Annotated in this window: 15 protein-coding genes and 1 pseudogene; all 16 read left to right on the top strand. The window is 57.2% G+C overall.

The window, feature by feature from the left end; translation table 11 throughout:
• Positions 1–151: DUF4368 domain-containing protein (locus BUB35_RS03840; RefSeq protein WP_143158931.1), on the top strand; the 151-nt coding region annotated here is incomplete at its 5' end.
• Positions 152–310: 159 nt separating this feature from the next.
• On the top strand, positions 311–397 hold the full coding sequence (locus BUB35_RS03835) for a Maff2 family mobile element protein (protein WP_084730549.1): 87 nt from the start codon (positions 311–313) through the stop codon (positions 395–397).
• Between the two features lie 67 nt (positions 398–464).
• Entirely contained in the window at positions 465–1,334 is an 870-nt protein-coding gene (locus BUB35_RS03830) for a VirB6/TrbL-like conjugal transfer protein, CD1112 family (RefSeq protein WP_072849328.1), read from the top strand.
• 20 nt (positions 1,335–1,354) lie between these two features.
• Positions 1,355–1,789: a PrgI family protein gene (locus BUB35_RS03825; RefSeq protein ID WP_072849326.1), complete on the top strand. Its 435-nt coding sequence runs from the start codon at positions 1,355–1,357 to the stop codon at positions 1,787–1,789.
• Complete coding sequence (locus BUB35_RS03820; RefSeq protein WP_276326379.1) at positions 1,707–4,088, top strand: VirB4-like conjugal transfer ATPase, CD1110 family; 2,382 nt, start codon at positions 1,707–1,709, stop codon at positions 4,086–4,088. Before BUB35_RS03825 ends, BUB35_RS03820 begins: the two co-directional genes overlap by 83 nt.
• On the top strand, positions 4,085–5,794 hold the full coding sequence (locus tag BUB35_RS03815; RefSeq protein WP_072849322.1) for a C40 family peptidase: 1,710 nt from the start codon (positions 4,085–4,087) through the stop codon (positions 5,792–5,794). The genes BUB35_RS03820 and BUB35_RS03815 overlap by 4 nt, the downstream gene beginning before the upstream one ends.
• Before the next feature lie 17 nt (positions 5,795–5,811).
• On the top strand, positions 5,812–6,060 hold the full coding sequence (locus tag BUB35_RS03810; protein ID WP_072849320.1) for a DUF4315 family protein: 249 nt from the start codon (positions 5,812–5,814) through the stop codon (positions 6,058–6,060).
• Between the two features lie 397 nt (positions 6,061–6,457).
• Complete coding sequence (locus BUB35_RS03805; RefSeq protein ID WP_242949193.1) at positions 6,458–7,276, top strand: CD1107 family mobile element protein; 819 nt, start codon at positions 6,458–6,460, stop codon at positions 7,274–7,276.
• Positions 7,273–7,476 (top strand): hypothetical protein, encoded by a 204-nt coding sequence (locus BUB35_RS03800; RefSeq protein ID WP_072849316.1) that lies wholly within the window; start codon positions 7,273–7,275, stop codon positions 7,474–7,476. The genes BUB35_RS03805 and BUB35_RS03800 overlap by 4 nt, the downstream gene beginning before the upstream one ends.
• Complete coding sequence (locus tag BUB35_RS03795; RefSeq protein WP_072849314.1) at positions 7,473–9,530, top strand: type IA DNA topoisomerase; 2,058 nt, start codon at positions 7,473–7,475, stop codon at positions 9,528–9,530. The genes BUB35_RS03800 and BUB35_RS03795 overlap by 4 nt, the downstream gene beginning before the upstream one ends.
• The gene (locus BUB35_RS03790; RefSeq protein WP_072849312.1) at positions 9,523–9,882 is read left to right on the top strand and encodes a cysteine-rich VLP domain-containing protein; all 360 of its coding nucleotides are present in this window, start codon (positions 9,523–9,525) and stop codon (positions 9,880–9,882) included. The genes BUB35_RS03795 and BUB35_RS03790 overlap by 8 nt, the downstream gene beginning before the upstream one ends.
• Positions 9,883–10,151: 269 nt before the next feature.
• Positions 10,152–10,646, top strand: coding sequence for a GNAT family N-acetyltransferase (locus BUB35_RS03785; protein ID WP_072849309.1), 495 nt, complete (start codon positions 10,152–10,154; stop codon positions 10,644–10,646).
• A 198-nt stretch (positions 10,647–10,844) separates the two neighbouring features.
• Positions 10,845–13,337 carry a YodL domain-containing protein gene (locus BUB35_RS03780; protein WP_072849305.1) on the top strand — a complete coding sequence of 831 codons (2,493 nt, stop codon included), beginning with the start codon at positions 10,845–10,847 and terminating at the stop codon, positions 13,335–13,337.
• Position 13,338: 1 nt separating this feature from the next.
• Positions 13,339–13,581 (top strand): transposon-transfer assisting family protein, encoded by a 243-nt coding sequence (locus BUB35_RS03775; RefSeq protein WP_072849303.1) that lies wholly within the window; start codon positions 13,339–13,341, stop codon positions 13,579–13,581.
• A 764-nt stretch (positions 13,582–14,345) separates the two neighbouring features.
• Complete coding sequence (locus BUB35_RS19455) at positions 14,346–14,696, top strand: TnpV protein (protein WP_084730548.1); 351 nt, start codon at positions 14,346–14,348, stop codon at positions 14,694–14,696.
• A gap of 122 nt (positions 14,697–14,818) precedes the next feature.
• A pseudogene (locus tag BUB35_RS18815) lies at positions 14,819–19,330 on the top strand (DEAD/DEAH box helicase family protein); the annotation flags it as partial.
• Positions 19,331–19,701 lie beyond the last annotated feature (371 nt).

Here is a 19,701-nt window from a genome sequence, read left to right as displayed (position 1 = left end):
CATCACGGAGCTGGACGCCGCCACCCTCAACCGCCTGATTAAAGAGATCGTTGTCCATGAACACATCGACAGCGAAAAGACAAGGCACATCTCCATCGAAATTCACTTCAATCTCAAGCCCATCCCGGAGGTGGAGCAGGTCACGGCCTGACCTGCCCCCGCCGGGCGGTTCTGACAATTCCATAGATATTTCTTGACACGCCGCCGCCCGCCGATGGCTGTGTTGCACCTAATTAGGGATAAACCCATTGATTTGAGGGGGAACAGCACCCCTTGAAAAATCAGGGGAAAATGGACGAGTTCCTACTAATTGGGGATAACACAGCTCATGGCTGGCGGCGGCGTTGCCCTGATCGGTATGCTGCTTGTTCCGCAGCTCACCGGGCTTTTCGGCTAATCTGTCACCCCAAAACCCCAGCCCCTCCCGTCCTGCGCGGGAGGGGCAGAAAGGAGGGTAAACCCCTATGGATTTTCTGTGGGATGCCATAACCGAATGGCTCAAGGAGCTTCTGGTGGGCGGTATCACGAGCAACCTGTCCGGGATGTTCGATTCCGTCAACCAGAAGGTGGCTGAAATCTCCGGCCAGGTGGGTATGACCCCCCAGGGCTGGAATGGCAGCATCTATAACATGATCCACAACCTTTCGGAGACGGTCATTGTCCCCATCGCCGGAGTGATTTTAGCGTTTGTTATGACGCTGGAATTGATCCAGATCATCACCGACAAGAATAACTTCCACGAGATCGAAACAGCGGTCTTTTTCAAGTGGATTTTCAAAACTGCCTGCGCCATCCTGATTGTCACCAATACCTGGAACATCGTCATGGGTGTGTTTGATGTGGCGCAGGGCGTTGTCAATCAGGCATCCGGCGTTATCATTTCGGATGCCAGCATCGACATCAGCTCCGTTATCACCGATATGGAGAGCCGCCTGATGGAGATGGAGCTGGGGCCGCTGTTCGGCCTGTGGTTTCAATCCCTGTTTGTGGGCATTACCATGTGGGCGCTCACCATCTGCATATTCATCGTCATTTATGGCCGGATGGTGGAAATCTATCTCGTCACCTCTGTGGCTCCCATCCCGATGGCGGCCATGATGGGCCGGGAATGGGGCGGCATGGGCCAGAACTACCTGCGCTCCCTGATGGCCCTGGGCTTTCAGGCATTTCTCATTATTGTCTGCGTGGGCATCTATGCGGTCCTGGTGGAGAATATCGCCCTGGATGATGACATCATCGGCGCAATCTGGAGCTGTGTGGGCTATACGGTGCTGCTGTGTTTTACCCTGTTCAAAACTGGAAGCCTCGCCAAGAGTATTTTCTCGGCGCACTAAATCGGGAGGGAGGTTTCTAAATGGCTTATGTACCAGTACCAAAAGACCTGACCAAAGTAAAAACGAAGGTCATGTTCAATCTCACCAAGAGGCAGCTTGTCTGCTTCGGGAGCGGGGCGCTTCTCGGCGTGCCGCTTTTCTTTCTGCTCAAAGGGCCTGTGGGGACCAGCACAGCGGCCATGTGCATGGTCATCCTCATGCTGCCGTTTTTCCTGCTGGCGATGTACGAGAAGAACGGCCAGCCGCTGGAAAAGATACTCCGCAACATGATCCGGGTATGTTTCCTGCGGCCCCGGCAACGGCCCTATAAAACCAAGAACTTTTACGCCGTTGTCATGCGGCAGAACCAGTTAGACAGGGAGGTGTATCACATTGTCAACGGAAAAGCGAAAACTGACCCGCGCCGAGAGAAAACTGATCGAGGCCGCCATCGCCAGGGCGAACCAGACCGATAAAAAGCAGCTTTCGGCGCAGGACAGCATCCCTTATCAGCGGATGTTCCCGGACGGCATTTGCCGTGTCACTGATACCTTTTACACCAAGACGATCCAGTATCAGGATATTAACTACCAGCTTTCGCAGAACGAGGATAAAACAGCCATCTTTGAAGGCTGGTGCGACTTCCTCAACTACTTCGACAGCTCCATCCGCTTTCAGCTTTCCTTCCTCAACCTGACCGCCAGCCGGGACAGCTATGCGAACAGCATCAATATCCCGCCCCAGGGCGATGAATTTGACAGCATCCGGGCCGAGTACACGGAAATGCTGCAAAACCAGCTTGCCAAGGGCAACAATGGCCTTATCAAGACCAAGTACCTGACTTTCGGGATTGAGGCGACCAGCCTGAAGGCGGCAAAGCCCCGTCTGGAACGCATTGAGACGGATGTGATAAATAACTTCAAGCGGCTGGGCGTGGTGGTGGAACCGTTAAATGGCAAGGAGCGCCTGCGGGTGCTGCATCAGATCTTCCACATGGACGGGCAGGAGCCGTTTCAATTCTCCTGGGACTGGCTGGCCCCTTCCGGCCTCTCCACCAAAGACTTTATTGCGCCCAGCTCTTTCTCCTTCCCCAATGGCAAGACCTTCTGCATGGGGAAAAAGTTCGGGGCTGTCTCTTTCGTCCAAATCCTCGCGCCGGAGCTGAATGACCGGATGCTGGCGGACTTTCTGGACATGGAAAGCAGCCTGATTGTGAACCTGCATATCCAGTCGGTGGACCAGGTGAGCGCCATCAAGACTATCAAGCGCAAGATTACCGACCTGGACCGGGCAAAAATCGAGGAACAAAAGAAAGCGGTCCGCAGCGGCTATGACATGGACATCATTCCCTCGGACCTTGCTACCTACGGGATAGAGGCGAAAAAGCTCTTGCAGGACTTGCAGAGCCGGAATGAGCGGATGTTCCTTTTGACTTTCCTGGTCCTCAACACCGCAGACAGCCAGAGGCAGCTCGCCAACAATGTGTTTCAGGCCAGTTCCATCGCCCAAAAGCACAACTGCCAGCTCACCCGGCTGGACTTCCAGCAGGAAGAAGGGCTGATGAGCAGCCTGCCCCTGGGCTATAACCAGATCGAGATACAGCGGGGCTTGACGACCTCAAGCGTCGCTATTTTTGTACCCTTTACCACGCAAGAGCTTTTCCAGGATGGCAGGGAGGCCCTGTACTATGGGCTGAACGCGCTCTCCAACAACCTCATCATGGTGGACCGAAAACTCCTGAAGAACCCCAACGGGCTGATACTCGGTACACCGGGCAGCGGAAAGTCCTTCTCGGCAAAACGCGAGATTTCCAATGTGTTCCTGGTGACGAATGATGATGTCCTGATCTGTGACCCGGAGGACGAATATGCCCCGCTGGTGATCCGCCTGGGCGGGCAGGTGGTGAAAATTTCTCCCACCAGCAACCAGTATGTGAACCCAATGGACATCAACCTCAACTACTCGGACGATGATAACCCGCTGGCTTTGAAAGCCGACTTCATCCTCTCCCTGTGCGACATTGTGGTGGGGAGCAAGGACGGATTGCAGCCGGTGGAAAAGACCGTCATTGACCGCGCAGTGCGGAATGTGTACCGGCCTTATCTGGCCGACCCGGACCCGGAGAAAATGCCTATCCTGCAAGACCTCTATGACGAGCTGCTGCGCCAGCCGGAGCCGGAGGCCAAGCGCGTGGCGGCGGCCTTGGAGCTGTATGTGACCGGCTCCCTCAATGTGTTCAACCACCGTACCAATGTGGAGCTGGAAAACCGGCTGGTGTGCTTCAATATCAAGGAACTCGGCAAACAATTAAAACAGCTCGGTATGCTGGTCATCCAGGACCAGGTGTGGAACCGCGTCACCGTCAACCGGGCGGCTGGCAAGACCACCCGCTACTACTGCGATGAGTTCCACCTGCTTTTGAAGGGGGAGCTTGCAAGCTGGAGCGTGGAAATCTGGAAACGCTTTCGGAAATGGGGCGGCATCCCCACCGGCATCACCCAAAATATCAAGGACCTGCTGGCCTCCCGCGAGATTGAGAACATCTTTGAGAACAGCGACTTCATCTATATGCTCAATCAGGCATCCGGGGACCGGCAGATATTGGCGAAGCAGCTCAACATCAGCCCGCACCAGCTCTCCTATGTGACCCACTCCGGCGAGGGCGAGGGGCTTCTGTTCTACGGGAATGTCATTCTGCCTTTCCTGGATCGGTTCCCGAAGGACACGGAGCTGTACCGCATTATGACCACGAAGCCCCAGGAGGTATCGGCATGAGGCAGGAACCCCGCTTACAGTTTACCAAAGAGGAACGGGCTGACCCGGCACTGGAAAAGCCCATCCGCAAGGCAGACCGGGCGGCGGACAAGGCAGAAAAAGCGCGGGCGAAAATCCCTAAGAAGAAAATCCGCTTCGAGGAAACGGTAACGGACCCTACCACCGGCAAGACCGTCACCCGCCTGCGCTTTGAGGAAGTGGATAAGAAAAAGCCGCCTTCCAAGCTGTCCCATGCAGTACGGGATGCGCCTGGGAACGCGGTTCTCTCCAAAGTACACAAGGAAATCCGGGAGTCCGAGGAAGATAATGTGGGCGTGGAGAGCGCCCACAAGATGGAAGAAACTGCCGAGACGGGCGGGCGCATGATCGAGAGCGCCTACCATTCCCACAAGCTGAAACCGTACCGGGAGGCCGCCAAAGCCGAAAAAAAGCTGGAAAAGGCCAACATCAACGCCCTTTACCACAAAAGCCTGCGGGATAATCCCCAGCTTGCCAGCAATCCGCTGTCCCGGTGGCAGCAAAAGCACGCCATCAAAAAACAGTATGCCGCTGCCAAGCGTGCGGGCCAGACCGCAGGCAGCACCGCCAAAGCTGCGGAGCAGACGGCAAAGACCGCCAAAACCGCCGCGAAAAAGAGTGAACAGGCGGCGCAGTTCGTCTGGCGGCACCGGCGGGGCTTTCTGGTGGGCATCGTCCTGGTGGTGATGCTCTGTTTCCTGCTCAATACCATGTCCTCCTGTTCCATGATGTTTGAAAGCGTGGGTTCCGGCGTTGCCGGTTCCACCTATCCCTCCCGCGATGAGGATATGCTGGGGGCCGAGGCCACCTACGCGCAGATGGAGGCAGAGTTGCAGGACTACCTGGATAACTACGAGGCCACCCATGACTATGACGAGTATCACTTTGATTTGGATGAGATTGTCCATGACCCCTATGTGCTGATCTCCATCCTCACCGCCTACCATCAGGGGGAATGGACCCTTGCCGAAGTGGAAGGAACCCTCTCCATGCTCTTTGAGCGGCAGTACATTCTCACCGAGGAAGTGGTGGTGGAGACACGCTACCGCACCGAAACCTCAACGGACCCGGAAACCGGCGAAACCACCAGCGAGCAGGTCCCTTACGATTACTACATCTGTTATGTGACTCTGGAAAACTTTGACCTGTCCCACCTGCCTGTCTACATCATGGGTGAGGAACAGGTGAGCCTCTATGCGGTCTATATGGCAACGCTGGGCAACCGGCCCGATCTCTTTGAGGGCAATCCCAACGCCTCCAACAGCGGCAGCCTGGAATTTACCGACTATGACATTCCCCCGGAGGCCCTGGAGGATGAAACTTTCCGGGCCATGATTACCGAGGCGGAAAAGTACCTGGGCTATCCCTATGTGTGGGGCGGCAGCTCTCCCAGCACCAGCTTTGACTGCTCCGGCTTCATTTCATGGGTCATCAATCATTCTGGCTGGGATGTGGGGCGGCTGACCGCCAACGGGCTTTTGAACATATCCACCCCTGTTTCCCGCGAGAACGCCCGGCCCGGCGACCTGATCTTTTTCCAGGGGACCTATGACACCGCCGGGGCCTCCCATGTGGGGCTGTATGTGGGTGACGGAATGATGATCCACTGCGGGTCCCCGATTTCTTACGCAAATATCAACACCTCTTACTGGCAGCAGCATTTTTACACCTTTGCGAGACTGCCGTAACAGAAAGGAGCTTTTGTATGAACGCCAAAATCAAGAAAATCAATGCCGAGTATGAGAAGAACGCCGCGAAAATCGCGGAGCTTCAGGCCCGGCAGAAGGAACTGGACAAACAGCGCACCGAGCTGGAAAACCTGGACATTGTGGGCATGGTCCGCAGCATGGGCATGACGCCGGAGGAACTGGCGGCCCTGATCGAAGCGTCCAAAAACGGCCAGATGGCCCCTGCCATGACGGAGAAGGAGGAAACCGGCGATGAAGAAAACTAAATCTCGTATCCTTGCCAGCTTTGTGGCCGTGATGCTCTGCTTCACGGCTTTTTCTACGGTGGCTTTTGCCAATGGGAATGACCCGGAGGCAAAGCCGGAAACCACGGCCAGCACCGAACAGGCCGAGGAAACGGAGGCCCCTACCACCGGCGGCATCGAAGATACTGCGGATGCAGACGAAAATGCCTCTGATACGGCAGAAGCCGAAACCATGACCGAGGAAGATGTGGCAGAGCTGCTTTCCTCCCTGTTCGGCTCCCAGGTGGAAGTCACCACCACGGACAGCGGCCTTCAGATCACTTCCAGCGGCGAGGCGGCCAGCACCAGGACCGGGACCGTCACCACCAACGGCGGCAGCTTAAATGTCCGCACCGGCGCGGGGACCGACAATGCCGCCATCACCCAGCTCCCCAATGGGACCGAGGTGGAGGTGATCGGCACCGAAGGCGGCTGGGTGAAAATCCTCCTGCCGGAGCGTGAGGGCTATGTATGCGGCGATTACCTCACCATCAGCGATGCCAGCACCGGCGATGGCAGCTTTTCCCTCTCTCTTGGAGAAGATGAACTTTCTTCCCTGATGGGACTGCTTGGCGGCGGGGGCGGCAGCGCCCTGACCCCGGACGGGAACCTGACCCTGATTGACGATTACGGCAGCACAACCGGCACCGGCAAGCAGTTTATCACGCTGGAAACGAAAGCCGGGAATGTCTTTTACCTGATTATTGACCGTGACGATAAAGGCGAGGAAACGGTCCACTTCTTGAACCAGGTGGACGAGGCGGACCTGATGGCCCTGGCCGATGATGGCGAACCGGCCACCTGTTCCTGCACTACCCGCTGCCAGGCCGGAGCGGTCAACATGAACTGTGAAATCTGTGCTTCGGATATGACCGCCTGCGCTGGCCCGGAACCAGAGCCGGAGCCGGAAGAAACGCCTGCCGCCGAGGAAACCGAGCCAGAGCCGGAGGAAGAAAGCAGCGGCATGGGCGGCCTGCTGATTATCCTGCTGATCGCGGCCCTGGTGGGCGGCGGCGCGTTCTACTACATCAAATTCATCAAGAATAAGCCCAAGACCAAGGGCGACACCGACCTGGACGATTACGACTACGGCGAGGACGAGGAACCTGCCGGGGAGGAAGATCTGGACGAGGACGCAGAGGAAGAAATGGACGATGAGTTTACTATGGATGCGGAGCCGGAGGATGAGAAGCTATGAGATATTTCACCGACAACCCTCTGGAGCGCATGATGATGCAGGTCCCCCGCCAGGAGCGGGGGCCTGACCTGTCCCGCCCGGCCAAAGGCCATCCCTGCCACGGCTGCAAACGCTACGGGGAGGGCTGCATCCTGCCCTGTTACCGGGGTGTGATGGAACCGGCGGCGATGAAACCCAAAGAAAGGAGCGTGAACCCATGAGCCGACTTGTGATCGCAGAGAAGCCCTCCGTGGCACAGAGCATCGCCTCTGTGCTGGGGGCGGGGAACCGAAAGGATGGCTACCTGGAAGGCGGCGGGTATCTGGTGAGCTGGTGTTTCGGCCACCTGGCGGAGCTTTCGGATGCCTCTGCTTACAACCCGGACTATGCCAAGTGGCGCTATGAGGACCTGCCGATCCTGCCGGAGAAATGGCAGTATTCGGTGGCCGCCGACAAGAAAAAGCAGTTTGACCTGCTCAAAAAGCTGATGGAGCGGTCCGATGTGACCGAGGTGGTGAACGCCTGCGATGCCGGGCGTGAGGGAGAGTCCATCTTCCGCACCGTCTACAACCTGACCGGCTGCAAGAAGCCCATGCTCCGGCTGTGGATTTCCAGCATGGAGGATGCCGCCATCCGGGAGGGCTTTTCGTCCCTCAAACCGGGCGGCGACTATGACGGGCTGTATGCGTCCGCCCTGTGCCGGTCCAAAGCCGACTGGCTGGTGGGTATCAATGCCACCCGGCTTTTCAGCGTGCTGTATCACCGCACTTTGAACATCGGGCGGGTGATGTCCCCAACGCTGGCCCTGATCGTCCAGCGGGAGGCCGAGATCAGCGCCTTCAAGCCGGTTCCGTTTTATACGCCGGTCCTGGACTGCGGAGGATTTTCTGCCGCCGGTGAGAAATGCGCCGAGAAAGCGGCGGCCCAGGCGGTGGCGGATGCCTGCAAAGGCCAGCCCGCCCTGGTCCAGACTGTGGAGCAGAAAGAAAAATCGGAAAAGCCGCCTGCCCTCTACGACCTGACAACCCTCCAGCGGGACGCCAACCGGCAGCTTGGCTACACAGCCCAGCAGACCCTGGACTATCTCCAGGCATTGTATGAAAAGAAGCTCTGCACCTATCCCCGCACCGACAGCCGGTATCTGACCGCCGATATGGAAGGGACGGTTCCGGCTCTGGCGGCTGCGGCGGCGAAGATCTGCGGGGTGGCTGTGCCGGACACCGTTCTGGCCGCCCAGGTATGCAACAGCGCCAAAGTCACCGACCACCATGCCATCGTCCCCACCGAGGGAGCTGGCCGGGCGGATGTGGAGGCCCTGCCTGCCGGGGAACGGGAAATCCTGCGTCTGGTGGCGCGGGAGCTTCTTTGCGCCACCGGCTCCCCTTACCGCTACCAGGAAACGGCTGTCACTCTGGACTGCGGCGGGAACCAGTTTTCTGCCAAAGGAAAGGCCATCACCGCTCCGGGCTGGAAAGCCTATCAGCGGGAAAAGGCAGACCCGGCAAAAGAAAGCGTCCTACCGGACGGACTGACAGAAGGAATGACGCTCCCTGTCACCGCTGTCACCATCAAGGAGGGCAAGACCACCGCCCCCAAGCACTACACCGAGGATACGCTGCTCTCCGCGATGGAAACGGCTGGCGCAAAGGATATGCCGGAGGATGCGGAGCGCAAGGGCATCGGCACACCGGCCACCCGCGCCGGGATATTAGAAAAGCTGGTGTCTACCGGCTTTGTGGAACGCAAGAAGCAGAAAAAGGCCACCAACCTTATTCCCACGCAGATCGGCGTTTCCCTGATTACCGTCCTGCCGGAGCAGCTTCAATCGCCGCTTCTGACTGCGGAATGGGAACACCAGCTCAAAGAGGTGGAGCGCGGTGAAGTGAAGCCCAGCGCCTTCATGGACGGTATCTGCAATATGCTCCGGGACCTGGTGGGGACCTACAAGGTGATTGACGGTTCCCAGGTGCTTTTCCCCTCTGACCGGGAGACGGTGGGCAAATGCCCCCGCTGCGGCGGGGCTGTCACCGAGCGCAAGCAGGGATTTTTCTGCGAAAACGCTGGCTGCCGGTTTGTCCTTTGGAAAAACAGCAAGTTTTTCACCGCCAAGAAAAAGAACCTCACCAAGTCGGTGGCCGCCTCTCTCCTGAAAGATGGCCGGGTGAAGCTCACCGGCTGCTATTCGGAGAAAACCGGCAAGACCTATGACGCAACGGTGGTGATGGAGGACACCGGCGAAAAGACCAACTTCAAGCTGGTGTTCGGGAATGGATAAGCCCCGCATGACGGAGGGCCAGCTTCGGCGCGCCCGAAAGCTGATCCGCCGCCTGTGCGCCAACTATGACGAGGGAAACTGCCTGGCCCTGGATGAAGGCGAGGGATGCGTCTGTGTGCAGAGCATTTCCTACTCCCTTCTCTGCCGGTATTTTAAGGAGGCGGTCCTGCCTGCGGATGCGGAGCTGTGCGCGTCCATCGGCCAGGGAGCCGATGGGCTGAAACGCTGCCGATCCTGCGGCAAGCCCTTCCTGGCCAGAAGCAACCGGGCCTTGTACTGTCCCCGCTGCGCCGCTTTTGAACAGCGGAAGAAAACCCGTGAACGGGTGCGCCGCCACCGGGGGCAGATGTAACGCTTTCGGGGCCGGAAAGCCCAGGTATTTCAAGGCATTTCCGGCCCCGTTTGTGCGCTGCCGTATGTTTTCCCCTTAACCCCTCAAAACCGTGTTTGAAACCGTTACATTTCCGCCCTGATAAGCAAGCATAGGAAGTGTAGCCACACTTTCGGCAAATCCCTGTCGTTATTCATCAAGTATTTACAAAATTCTGCTATGCTTATCTTGATGAATGAGGTATAATCAATCTGGCAATAAATTAGAAGTCAAGTTGGAGGAACAAATTTATGATACGTCCTTTGTCAGAAAAAGATTACAATATAGCGATTGATATAGTAAATACGAATTGGAAAAGGACATATTCAAATTATGTAAATCCACTTTTGCTAAATGAAATTGGCTGTAATGAACGCGCAGAAGAACTAAGGCATGATTTTCAATCAAAACGGTTGTCGGAATATGTTTGGGAAGAACAAGGCCAGATATTAGCTCTATTATCAATAGGTGATACAGCAGATATAGATAAAAAAGGAGCTTTTGAGATTTGGCGTATTTATGTAAGGCCAGAAGCACAAGGACATAATATCGGTAGCAAATGTATTTTATTTGCTGAACAAGAAGCTAAAAGACAAGGTTATCAAGAAATTGTTATATGGGCATTTCAGGAAAATACGACCGCCATCTCATTTTATCAAAAGAATGGTTATGTGATCGATAAAAACGAATATTTGGGCGAGCCGTATTTAACATTTGGAATACGCTTAATAAAAACTCTGATGTAACTCTTTTGTTATCAAGAAATGGACGCACCAGAAAATCGAATTCTCACTACTTCATTCAACAAATAATAAGTTGTCGGGTCATCATGGCCCGAATTTTCAAAACTGAATACCAGCCGCTTACCGGCGGCACCACCGAGCAGGAAATCAAATGGTTTCCTGCTTTTTTCATACCATTTTCAAGAAAGGAGCTGAACCCTCATGGCTGATAAGCCCACCAACAAGGAACGCCTGAAAGAACTGGGTGAAAAGATCGAGGCAGGCATCCGGGAAGTGTTTGACAGCGGCAAGTATGCCGAGTATCTGAAAGTCATGTCCCGCTTTCCCACCTATTCCGTTAATAACCAGATGCTGATCCGCTTACAGCGCCCTAACGCGACCAAAGTGGCCGGTTACAACAAGTGGCAGCAATTTGAGCGTCAGGTGAAGCGGGGCGAACATGGCATTACGATTATCGCCCCCACACCCTACAAGAAAAAAATCGAGGAACAGAAGCTCGACCCGGACACCAAGGCCCCGATGCTGGACGCCAACGGCAAGGTGGTGATGGAGGAAAAGGAAATTGAAATCCCCACTTTCCGGCCTATCAAAGTGTTTGACTACGCACAGACCGAGGGAAAGCCGCTGCCCCAGCTTGCCGCCGACCTGTTCGGGAATGTCCAGCACTACGAGGCTTTCATGGAGGCCCTGCGGCGCACTTCGCCGGTTCCCCTGACCATCGAGCCGATGCAGGACAACATGGACGGCTTTTTCAGCCCTACCGCCCAGCGCATCGCCATTCGGCAAGGGATGAGCGAGGTCCAGACCGTATGCGCCTGCATCCATGAGATGACCCATGCCACCCTGCACAACTATGAAAAGCAGCGGATGGAGGCCGCTGCCGGGGACCCGTCCAAGGAGCCGCCCAAGCCAAAACCGCACCAGATCGAGGAAATCGAGGCGGAAAGCACTTCCTACATGGTCTGCCAGTATTTCGGCATCGAAACCGGGGAGAACAGCTTCGGCTATGTGGCCTCCTACTGCAAGGACCGGGAGCTGTCGGAGCTTCGGGCCTGCCTGAATACCATCAATAAAACCGCTGGCAGCATGATCGCCGGTATCGAAAAGCATTTTGCCGAGGTCTGCAAGGAACAGGGCATTGACCTGTCCGAGCAGAAAAATGAGCCGGAGCAGACGGTCCCGGCTGCGGAAGAACCGTCAGCGGAGGAACCCGCCGCGCCGGAGCTGGACCCCATCGACCAGCTTGCCTCCGACATCGACCAGTTCGCCTTTGATTTTGACCCTTATGAATACCGGGACCAGGTGGAGGACCGGGAGGCTGAGGTGAAAGACCTGGCGGCTTCTCTCCGGCATGGCGGGGCGCGTGGGGTTCAGGACTGGCTCCAAAGTGTGCTGGATGAAAACGAGCCTGGGGAAGATACCGCAAAGGCTGCGGAGCTGATGCAGCGGCTGGACCAGCTTGCGCCTGTGCAGGAAAAACTGCTGCTTCTGGATGAGGCGGTATATCTGCATCTGCAAACCACCGAGGGCGGCTATGACTACACCCTCTATGACAAAGACACCCTCCGCCAGATGGATGGCGGCCAGTTGGACGCGCCGGAGCTGCCCCTGTCCACCGCCGCCCTGAAAATCTGCGAGATGCACGACCTGGGAGGCCAGTCCATCAAGTATGCGCCCCTTGCCATGATCGAAACCTTGCAGGAGGCGGCCTACCAGCAGATGCAGGAGGCAGCGGCCCAGGCCGCCGCCCCGGAAAGTACCATGCTGCCGGATGCCCCGGAGCAGGCGCTGGATGAGTACCCCATGCCGGACCCGATGCTCACACTGGACGACCTGGAAAAGTGCGGCTACCGGGACGGGGATATGCTCCCCCTCTCTAAAGAGCGGGCAATGGAGCTTTACGAGCGGGATCTGACGGTGTATGCGGTGGTGGATGGCGGCAGCGCGGAGATGCTGTTTGACCGGGAGGAATTTGACACCCAGGCTGCCGGGACCATGTATGCCGTTTCCCGCGAGGAATGGGAGGAAAGCCCGGAGTTCGATGCGCGGGTACAGGACCGCCTGAACCATCAGGAAGAACGGGAACGGGCATTTCTTTCCCATGAGGGGGACTGCTTCGCCATTTACCAGGTGGCCGAGAATGACCCGCAGAGACTTCGCTTTATGAATATGGACTGGCTGAACGCCCATGACCTTTCTGTGGAGCGGGGCAACTATGATCTGGTCTATACCGCTCCGCTCCCGGAAACCGGCAGCATGGACGGGCGGCTTCATAAGCTGTTTGAACAGTTCAATTTTCGCCGCCCGGCAGACTTCCACAGCCCATCCATGAGCGTCAGCGACATTGTTGCGATAAAAAGGGATGGCGTGGTATCCTGCCATTACTGCGACAGCGTTGGCTTTCAGGAAATCCCCGGCTTTCTTCCGTCCAATCCGCTGAAAAATGCGGAAATGACCGTGGAGGATGATTACGGCATGATTGACGGCATCATCAACAACGGCCCCAAAGCAACGGTGGCGGAGCTGGAGGCGCAGGCAAGAAGCGGACAGCCCATTTCCCTGATGGACCTGGCAGATGCCGTCCACCGGGAGGAACGGGACAAGAAAAAATCTGTGATGGAACAGCTCCGGCAGAGTCCGAAACAGGAGCGGAAAAAGACAGCGCCCAAAAAGAGCGCGGAAAGGGAGCTTTGATATGAACAACTTTACCTTTGAAGAAATCAACCTGATGTGCATTTACAATTCCGGGGACGGGACCCGCCAGGAGCTGATCGAGGCCCTCACCGAGATGCGCGGCTACCTGGGCGCAGATGAAACGGAGCTTTTGGAGCTTACCGACTCTGCCCTTGCAAAGCTGTCCGCCATGACCGATGAAGCATTTGCCGAGCTGGAACTGTACCCGGATTTTGACAGCGAGGACAATGCCTATGATGAGTAACCTGGAATTTTATTCTGCGATGGCCAGCTACACCGCCACCCACCTGACGGATAGCTGGCAGAGGTGGACGGCATTTCTCACCACCGCCTCCCGGCTGTATAAGTACCCCTTCCACGAGCAGCTTATGATCTTCGCCCAGCGCCCGGACGCAACGGCCTGTGCGGAATACGACCTCTGGAACGACACCATGCGCCGGTATGTGCGGCGCGGCTCCAAGGGCATCGCTCTGGTAGATAATTCCCGCGAAAAGCCCCGGCTTCGGTATGTGTTCGACATTTCCGACACCGGCCTGCGGAAAAATTCCCGTCACCCCTTCCTGTGGGAGCTTCGCCCGGAGCATGAAGCTGCGGTGGTCCAGGCGCTCACCGAGCGGTTTGGCGCGCCGCCGGAAAACAACCTGGCGGAACAGCTTGAAAGCATCGCGGCCCAGCTTGTCAGCGAGTATTGGGTGGAACACAAGCGGGACATCCTCGACATCGTTGACGGGAGCTTTCTGGAAGGCTATGATGAATTTAACATCGGAGTGCAGTTCAGAAATGCCGCAACGGTCAGCATTACCTACTCTTTGCTGTCCCGGTGTGGATTGGAGCCGGAAGGCTACTTCGACCATGAGGACTTTTTAAGTATCTTCGATTTCAACACCCCGGAGGCGGTGGCCGCCCTGGGAACGGCGGTCAGCCAGAGCAACCAGCAGGTGCTGCGGCAGATCGGCATTACCATCCAAAACTATGAACGAGCCAAATTCGCAGAAAGGAGCGTCACACATGGAGAACAACCTGACTTACACCAAGAACGGAGATTATCTGATCCCCGACCTGAAGCTGGAGGAAACGAAGCCCCTGGGCCGGTACGGGAGGATGCGCCGGGATTATCTGAAGGAGCATCGGCCAGTCCTGTTCAACGCCATGATGGTGAGCGGGAAACTGTACCCGCACCTGAACGAGATCGAGCAGACCATGAACCGGCGTCTGGAGCAGATGATGCCGGAGCTGATGCAGGCAGCGGGCGTGACGGAGGAACTGAAAGCCCGCGATCCGATGACCTGGGTGGGGCTGATGAACAACTGCAAAGCTCAGGCGGAGGAAATCCTTCTGACGGAACTTATATACAGCTAACCCTGTTCCCCTCGGAACAGGAACAAATACGGCGGATTGATGAAGGGCCAGGCGTTTTCGCGTCTGGCCCTTCTGCTGTCCCGGAGCCGGAACCGACCCCGCCAGCACCGGCGGCCCCTCGCCGGGCGCTTACCCAGGCCGACATTGATGCCGCCATCCAGGAATGGAACGGCAATATCGAGAGCAAGCACGCGGTTGTCCGCTACATGAAGGACCATGCCCGTGAAAAGGACACCGCTGCCTGGCTGCGGCAGGAATACGGCGATGCGCTGCCAGCCTTTCCTGTCACAGCGGATGGCGCGGCGGGCGATGTGCCGTGGCCCAAAGTACAGCGCCGGATCGCCCAGCTCATCAAGGAGGACCGCTTCTATACTCAAGAAGAACAGGACCGCTTTGACAACATCGACCCTACCGCCATCCGGGAGGCCCTGGCCGAGCGTGGGATTGTGGACGGTCAGGTGGCAGACCCGGAAAGGCTGGACAATGACCCTTTCATCCGCCAGGTGATGCGGGATGTGGATGCCATCGCAGTCGAGAAACAGGACGAGGCAAGGCCGGAGCCGCCTGCGCCGGACTTATCCGGCCAGCCTGTCACCCGCGAGGGAGACACCATTACCATCGGGAACGGGGAGCCGACCCATGAGATCGACATTACCGTTTCCGATGAGGAATACGAGGCCATCCAGCAGGCCATCCCGGAGGAAAAGGTCTATGACCCTGCCGCGCCGGTCTACCATGAAGGCGATACGGTCTATCTGGAAAATCAGGAATACCAGATCACGGAGCTGCGGGAGGATATGGTACAGCTTCTTCCTTCCGGCATGGCTTACCCCATCTTCCGGGCCGAGAGCCGGGAGCGGTTTGAGCAGCTTCTGAAAAACGACCTGAGAAACGGTCCCATTACTGAATTCCTTTCTGCCGCCCCGGAGAAAGCGGACCAGGACCTGCGGGAAGTGCTGACTTCCGGCCTGTTTACCTGGCAGGACAAGGAGTATATTTCCCGCTGGCTGCGGGATGGCGAGGGCAACACCAAAATCGCCAAACGCCTTTCCGAGCTGTATTCAGGGCGTGTGGAGACGATGGACCTTGTGACCGGGGATATAGCGGACTACCGCACCTTCACCACCAGCGTTGAGGTGGAAATTCTGGACCATGAGGAACGAAAACTTGCGACCCTGGCATACCGCTGGGAGGAACTTGCACCGCTTCTGCGGGGGCTGTATGTAAAGGAGCAGGACGGCTTCTTTCAGGACCCGGAAGGCTTTGCAGACCGGCACACCCCTCTCATGGAAGGAACTCCGTTCTATCAGGTGGGCGACCATGTGACGCTCCCCGCTCCCGACCACCCCATCACCGGCACGATTGATGCCATTGAGGATAACTCTGTCCGCATTTACACCGGGCCTTATGCCTGGAGCTATGATGTCATCAGCCGGGAGCAGTTTGAAACCTGGCTGCGTCAGGATGAGCGAAACGCCGGACTGTTCACGCCGGAGGAAAAAGAAACCCCTGCGCCGGAAATTACTTCTGAACCGGTAACGGTCTATCCGGGGGACAAAAATGGACTTCCCTATGATGTGGTGGTGGAGCGGCTGCGCGTGGATGAGCCGGAACCAGCCCCATCTGCGGAGCAGGCTGACCATCAGGAAAACACGGACCAGCCCCGCCGAACCGGGCAGAACTTCCGCATCACGGACGATCACCTGGGGGAAGGCGGACCGAGGCTCAAATACCAGACCAATATCACCGCCATCCGGCTGTTGAAAGAACTTGAGGCGGCGGGCCAGCAGGCCAGCCCGGAACAGCAGGAAGTGCTGTCCCGCTATGTGGGCTGGGGCGGCGTGCCGGAGGCTTTCGACCCGTCCAAAACCGCCTGGGCCAAAGAGTATGCCGAGCTGAAGGAGCTTTTGACCCCGGAGGAATATGAGGCGGCGCGGGCCTCCACCCTGAACGCCCACTACACCAGCCCTATGGTGATCCGCGCCATTTATGAGGCCGTGGAGCAGATGGGCTTTCACAGTGGCAACATTCTGGAACCGTCCTGCGGCGTGGGCAACTTCTTCGGGATGCTCCCGGAGAGCATGAGCGAAAGCAAGCTGTACGGCGTGGAGCTGGACAGCATCACCGGGCGCATCGCCCGCCAGCTCTACCCCAATGCCCGCATCGAGGTCAACGGCTTTGAGAAAACGCAGTACCCGGATGGCATCTTTGACCTTGCCATCGGAAATGTGCCGTTTGGCAACTACCGGGTGAGTGACCGGCCTTATGACCGGCACAATCTGCTGATCCACGATTACTTCTTTGCCAAGACCATCGACAAGGTTCGGGCAGGCGGCATCATCGCTTTCATCACCTCCAACGGCATCAGCGGCGGCACGATGGACAAAAAGGACGCGCACGCCAGAGAGTATATGGCCCGGCGCTGCGACCTGCTGGGCGCGGTCCGCCTGCCGAACACTACCTTCCGGGCCAATGCCGGGACAGACATAGCGATGGACATTGTTTTCCTGCAAAAGCGGGATGTCCCCCGGATGCAGGGTGAGCCGCTGCCGGAATGGGTGGAGACAGACCTGTTACACACAAACACTTATACGGATAAAGATGGGCGGGAACGACACGACCATGTGACCATGAACCGCTACTTCCGTACCCACCCGGAAATGGTGCTGGGCGACCTGGATATTGTGACCGGGCCGTTTGGCCCCCAGCTTGTCTGCAATCCGAGAGAAGGCGCAGACCTGGAACAGCAGCTCCATGAAGCGATGCAGCATATCCAGGGCCGCTATACCGAGGCCGAGCTGCCGGAGCTGGGCGAAGGCGAGGACATCGACACCTCCCTCCCGGCAGACCCGGATGTGAAAAACTATTCTTACACAGTGGTCGATGGCGCGGTGTACTATCGAGAAAACAGCCGCATGGTGCGCCCGGACTTAAACGCTACCGCCGAGGCCCGCGTCAAAGGGCTGGTGGAGCTGCGGGACTGTGTGCAGCGGCTCATCGACCTGGAAATGAACGCCTCCATGCCGGATGCCGCCATCCGGGAACAGATGGCGGAGCTGAACCGGCTCTATGATGCCTTTTCTGCCAAGTACGGCCTTATCAATGACCGGGCGAACCGGCTGGCCTTTGCCGATGACAGCAGCTATTACCTGCTCTGTGCGCTGGAAGTGCTGGACGAGGATGGCAGGCTGGAACGCAAGGCGGATATGTTCACCAAGCGGACCATTAAGCCCCATGAGGCGGTGGCCTCCGTGGACACCGCCGCCGAAGCCCTGGCAGTCTCCATTTCGGAGAAAGCCTGTGTGGATATGGGCTATATGGCTTCGCTCACCGGCAGGACCGGGGACGAGCTGGCCGAGGAACTGCGGGGCGTGATCTTCCAGGTGCCGGGGATTACGGAACCGGACGGCTCGCCCCATTATGTGACCGCCGATGAATACCTGTCCGGCAATGTCCGGCAGAAGCTGCGCCAGGCACAGCGGGCGGCGGAGCGCGATCCGGCGTTTACCGTCAATGTGGAGGCGCTCACCGCTGCCCAGCCTAAAGACCTGGATGCCTCTGAGATTGAGGTGCGGCTGGGTGCGACCTGGATTGACAAGGAATACATCCAGCAGTTTATGTACGAAACTTTCAAAACCCCGCCCTATCTGCGGGATGTGATCGAGGTGAAGTATGTCCCTTACACCGCTGAATGGCAGGTGACGGGGAAAAACTCTGTGGGCTATAACAATGTGGCCGCCTACACTACTTTCGGGACCAACCGGGCCAACGCCTATAAAATCCTGGAGGACAGCCTGAACCTGCGGGATGTCCGTATCTATGACACAGTGGAGGATGCGGATGGAAAAGAGCGCCGGGTGTTAAACGCCAAAGAAACCACCCTGGCCGCGCAGAAGCAGCAGGCCATCCGGGAGGCGTTTAAGGACTGGATTTGGAAAGACCCGGAGCGGCGGCAGGCATTGGTGCGCCAGTACAATGAGGAAATGAACAGTACCAGACCACGCGAGTATGACGGCAGCCATATCGTCTTTGGCGGCATGAACCCGTCCATCACCCTGCGGGAGCATCAGAAAAACGCCATTGCCCATGTGCTGTACGGCGGAAATACATTGCTGGCCCATGAGGTGGGCGCTGGCAAGACCTTTGAGATGGTGGCCGCTGCAATGGAGGCCAAGCGCCTGGGGCTATGCCAGAAATCCCTTTTTGTGGTCCCGAACCACCTGACCGAGCAGTGGGCTTCGGAGTTTTTGCGGCTGTACCCTTCGGCCAATATCCTGGTGACAACCAAAAAGGACTTCGAGAAACACAACCGCAAGAAGTTTTGCGCCAGGATCGCTACCGGCGACTATGATGCTATCATTATCGGACACTCGCAGTTTGAGAAAATCCCCATCAGCAAAGAACGCCAGGAGCGGCTTTTACGGGAGCAGATATGGGAAATCACCGAGGGTATCTCCGAGGTGGAGGCCAGCGGCGGGGAACGCTTCACAGTCAAGCAGTTGGAACGGACCAAGAAATCTCTGGAGGCCCGGCTGGAAAAGCTGCAAGCGGAAGGCCGCAAGGATGATGTGGTAACTTTTGAACAGCTCGGCGTGGACCGGCTCTTTGTGGACGAGGCGCACAACTATAAAAACCGTGCGAAACGTTGCGCATAAGCCCTTGTTGACAGCAAGGACGAACAGCGCCATGTGGTAGCACTTGTAAATCAAGACAATACCACAGAGAACTCAAATCTCGAAATCAGGGGTGAAATTCCCCTGCCGTACAGAATCAATGCCGGAAAGGAGCAATCCGAGAGCGGTCTGTCAAGCCGCAGGCAGTACGCGGGCTAATACTCCACTGTGCGTCGCCCATCTGCAAATCGGGCGAGGTACAAGAGCGTGGTGAAGCCGTAGCCTGAAAACCTAAACCTCTTGCAAGAGAGGCATGGATAATAATGGAGCGGGCCTCCGCAAGCCTATGGCTATCCGTAAGTGTAAGCTATGCAGCATCGTAAGAGTGACAG

The organism is Anaerotignum lactatifermentans DSM 14214 (assembly GCF_900142265.1).
GTDB lineage: Bacteria > Bacillota > Clostridia > Lachnospirales > Anaerotignaceae > Anaerotignum > Anaerotignum lactatifermentans.
Note: the sequence above shows the minus strand (reverse complement) of the source record. Positions and strands in the feature narration are given on the sequence as shown.

Excerpts from the sequence above, each read along its gene's own strand:
- BUB35_RS03780 (WP_072849305.1), top strand. The coding sequence starts at position 10,845 with ATGGCTGATAAGCCCACCAACAAGGAACGCCTGAAAGAACTGGGTGAA.
- BUB35_RS03800 (WP_072849316.1), top strand. The coding sequence starts at position 7,273 with ATGAGATATTTCACCGACAACCCTCTGGAGCGCATGATGATGCAGGTC.
- BUB35_RS03775 (WP_072849303.1), top strand. The coding sequence starts at position 13,339 with ATGAACAACTTTACCTTTGAAGAAATCAACCTGATGTGCATTTACAAT.
- BUB35_RS19455 (WP_084730548.1), top strand. The coding sequence starts at position 14,346 with ATGGAGAACAACCTGACTTACACCAAGAACGGAGATTATCTGATCCCC.
- BUB35_RS03810 (WP_072849320.1), top strand. The coding sequence starts at position 5,812 with ATGAACGCCAAAATCAAGAAAATCAATGCCGAGTATGAGAAGAACGCC.
- BUB35_RS03795 (WP_072849314.1), top strand. The coding sequence starts at position 7,473 with ATGAGCCGACTTGTGATCGCAGAGAAGCCCTCCGTGGCACAGAGCATC.
- BUB35_RS03815 (WP_072849322.1), top strand. The coding sequence starts at position 4,085 with ATGAGGCAGGAACCCCGCTTACAGTTTACCAAAGAGGAACGGGCTGAC.
- BUB35_RS03825 (WP_072849326.1), top strand. The coding sequence starts at position 1,355 with ATGGCTTATGTACCAGTACCAAAAGACCTGACCAAAGTAAAAACGAAG.
- BUB35_RS03785 (WP_072849309.1), top strand. The coding sequence starts at position 10,152 with ATGATACGTCCTTTGTCAGAAAAAGATTACAATATAGCGATTGATATA.
- BUB35_RS03790 (WP_072849312.1), top strand. The coding sequence starts at position 9,523 with ATGGATAAGCCCCGCATGACGGAGGGCCAGCTTCGGCGCGCCCGAAAG.
- BUB35_RS03830 (WP_072849328.1), top strand. The coding sequence starts at position 465 with ATGGATTTTCTGTGGGATGCCATAACCGAATGGCTCAAGGAGCTTCTG.